Source organism: uncultured Aquincola sp. (genome assembly GCF_964001545.1).
Taxonomy (GTDB): domain Bacteria; phylum Pseudomonadota; class Gammaproteobacteria; order Burkholderiales; family Burkholderiaceae_C; genus Aquincola.
The window spans coordinates 1-2,642 of record NZ_CAXFDV010000378.1; the positions used below are offsets into that span (position 1 = coordinate 1).

Annotated in this window: 5 protein-coding genes; all 5 read left to right on the forward strand. The window is 67.1% G+C overall.

Going from position 1 to position 2,642, the window contains the following annotated elements; translation table 11 throughout:
* Window positions 1-1,098, forward strand: a 1,098-nt coding sequence (locus ABNT58_RS12980) for a VC_2705 family sodium/solute symporter (RefSeq protein ID WP_348753894.1), incomplete at its 5' end; no start/stop codon positions are given.
* 112 nt (window positions 1,099-1,210) lie between these two features.
* The gene (gene rpsF / locus ABNT58_RS12985) at window positions 1,211-1,576 is read left to right on the forward strand and encodes a 30S ribosomal protein S6 (RefSeq protein WP_250196889.1); all 366 of its coding nucleotides are present in this window, start codon (window positions 1,211-1,213) and stop codon (window positions 1,574-1,576) included.
* Window positions 1,577-1,607: 31 nt separating this feature from the next.
* Complete coding sequence (gene priB / locus ABNT58_RS12990) at window positions 1,608-1,889, forward strand: primosomal replication protein N (protein ID WP_348753895.1); 282 nt, start codon at window positions 1,608-1,610, stop codon at window positions 1,887-1,889.
* 45 nt (window positions 1,890-1,934) lie between these two features.
* On the forward strand, window positions 1,935-2,225 hold the full coding sequence (gene rpsR / locus ABNT58_RS12995) for a 30S ribosomal protein S18 (protein ID WP_250196887.1): 291 nt from the start codon (window positions 1,935-1,937) through the stop codon (window positions 2,223-2,225).
* A 10-nt stretch (window positions 2,226-2,235) separates the two neighbouring features.
* A partial coding sequence (gene rplI, locus ABNT58_RS13000) for a 50S ribosomal protein L9 (protein WP_348753896.1) occupies window positions 2,236-2,642 on the forward strand: 407 nt, incomplete at its 3' end.

The following is a 2,642-nucleotide window of genomic DNA, read 5'->3' on the forward strand; positions in this document are numbered from 1 at the left end:
CCACGCAACGAAACCGATGCCCGCGCCGCCTACGAGCGCGAGCGCGACGACTCGGCCCGCCAGGCGCTGCCGCTGGGCGGCATGGCGCCGCAGGCCGAGCCTTATGCCTCCACCCAGCCTGCCAGCGCGGCAGGCGGGGAGGGCGGCGGCCGCCGCAACTTCATGGCCCTGGTGCTGTGCCTGATGATGGGCACGGCCGCGATGCCGCACATCCTGACGCGCTACTACACCACGCCCACCGTGGCCGCCGCGCGCAACTCGGTGGGCTGGTCGCTGTTCTTCATCGTGCTGCTGTACCTGTCGGCACCGGCGCTGGCGGTGCTGGTGAAGTACGAGGTGCTGAGCCACCTGATCGGCACGCCCTTCGACCAGTTGCCGGCCTGGATCAGACGCTGGAACAAGCTGGACACCGGCCTCGTGTGGGTGGAAGACATCAACGCCGACGGCCTGCTGCAGTTGGCCGAGCTGCGCCTTTCCAGCGACGTGGTGGTGCTCGCCGCGCCCGAGATCGGCGGGCTGCCTTACGTGGTCACCTGCCTGGTGGCGGCGGGTGGGCTGGCGGCCGCGCTGTCCACCGCCGACGGCCTGCTGTTGACAGTGGCCAATGCGCTGTCGCACGACATCTACTACCGCGCCATCAACCCCGGTGCGTCGGCCATCCGCCGGGTGATGATGTCCAAGATGCTGGTGCTGGTGATTGCGCTGGTGGCCGCCTGGGTGGCCTCGCTGCGCATCGCCAACATCCTGCAGTTCGTGTCGGCGGCCTTCTCGCTGGCGGCCTCGGCCTTTTTCCCGGCGCTGGTGCTGGGCATCTTCTGGCGCGGGGCCACGCGGCGCGGCGCCACCGCCGGCATGGCGGCCGGGCTGGGCGTGTGCATCTTCTACATGGTGGCCAACCTGGGCGCGATGCGCGGGCTGCTGGGCCTGCCGCCGCCCACGCCCGAGATGCTGTGGTGGGGCATCGATCCGGTGGCGGCCGGCGTGTTCGGCGTGCCGGTGGGCTTCGTGGTGATGGCCCTGGCCAGCCGCCTGGGCCCGGGCCCCGAGCCGGCCCAATTGGCGCTGTTGGAACGCCTGCGGTCCCCCACCGGCCGCTGAGCTGCTATACTCGCGGGCTTTCCCGGGTGGGGCAGTTGCTCTTTCCGGGCCTTGCCGCAGGCGTTTTGATGCAGCGCCGCGGCTTCCACTTCGGAATCCACAAGGAGAATCCATGCGTCATTACGAGATCGTTCTGCTGATCCATCCGGATCAAAGCGAACAGGTTCCGGCCATGCTGGAGCGCTACAAGACCAGCATCACCAATGCCGGCGGCGCGGTGCACCGCGTCGAGGACTGGGGCCGCCGTCAGCTGGCCTACCAGATCCAGAAGCTGAGCAAGGCGCACTACCTCTGCCTCAACATCGAGTGCAGCAAGGAAACGCTGGAAGAGCTGGAAACCGGCTTCCGCTTCAACGACGCCGTGCTGCGTCACCTGACCGTGGCGATGGACAAGGCCGAAACCGCGCCTTCCGTCATCATGAAGCAGGTCGAGCGCGAAGAAGCCCGCAAGCAGCAAGCGCAGGAGAGCGCCGCCTGAGCATGATGTTCGCGGCCTGGCAGCGGCCCGCATGAACCGCCTGGTTCTGCAAGCCCAGCTGCTGGAACGTGCCGCGCTGCGCTACACACCCGCCGGACTGCCGGCCCTGGACCTGGTGCTCAAGCACGAGTCCGAGGTCAGCGAAGACTTCCACCCCCGCAAGGTATCTCTCGAGATGCGTTCGGTGGCGATCGGTGAGGTGACGCAGCCGCTGGGTCGGCTGGAGCTGGGTGCCACACGCACCTTCGCCGGCTTCCTGGCAGCAGCACGCAACGGCCGCGGCATCGTGTTTCACATCACGGCACTCGACTGACGAGCCCCCTGTTCAATCCCGGATTCAGATTCAAAAGAGGTCACTATGCCCCCGCCACGTGGTAAAGGCCGTTCGGCCAAGGATCGCAAGCCCAAGCGCAACCAACAGTCGCTGCTGTTCCGCCGCAAGCGGTTCTGCCGCTTCACGGTCGCCGGCGTCGAGCAGATCGATTACAAGGACATCGACACGCTGCGCGATTTCGTCGGTGAAAACGGCAAGATCACGCCCGCTCGCCTGACCGGCACGCGCGCCTTCTTCCAGCGCCAGCTGACGACGTGCATCAAGCGCGCCCGTTTCCTGGCCATGCTGCCGTACAGCGACCAGCACAAGTCCTGAGGAACCCGCCATGCAAATCATCCTGCTGGACAAGGTTGCCAACCTGGGCAACCTCGGTGATGTCGTCAAGGTCAAGGACGGCTACGCCCGCAACTTCCTGATCCCGACCAAGCGCGCCCGCCGCGCGACCGACGTCGCGATCAAGGAATTCGAAGCCCGCCGCGCCGAGCTCGAGAAGGCCGCCGCCGAGAAGCTGGCCGCCGCTCAAGCCCTGGGCGACAAGCTCAACGGCAAGTCGGTCCGTATCTCGCAGAAGGCCGGCGTCGACGGCCGTCTGTTCGGTTCGGTCACCAACGCCGACATCGCCGAAGCCCTCAAGAAGGAAGGCTTCGAGATCGCCAAGTCGCAAGTGCGCCTGCCCAATGGCCCGCTGAAGACCATCGGCGACTTCACCGTGGCCGTGGCCCCGCACACCGA

Bases quoted from the DNA above. Each gene is read 5' to 3' on its own strand.
- priB (WP_348753895.1), top strand. From the start codon at position 1,608: ATGAACCGCCTGGTTCTGCAAGCCCAGCTGCTGGAACGTGCCGCGCTG.
- rpsR (WP_250196887.1), top strand. From the start codon at position 1,935: ATGCCCCCGCCACGTGGTAAAGGCCGTTCGGCCAAGGATCGCAAGCCC.
- rpsF (WP_250196889.1), top strand. From the start codon at position 1,211: ATGCGTCATTACGAGATCGTTCTGCTGATCCATCCGGATCAAAGCGAA.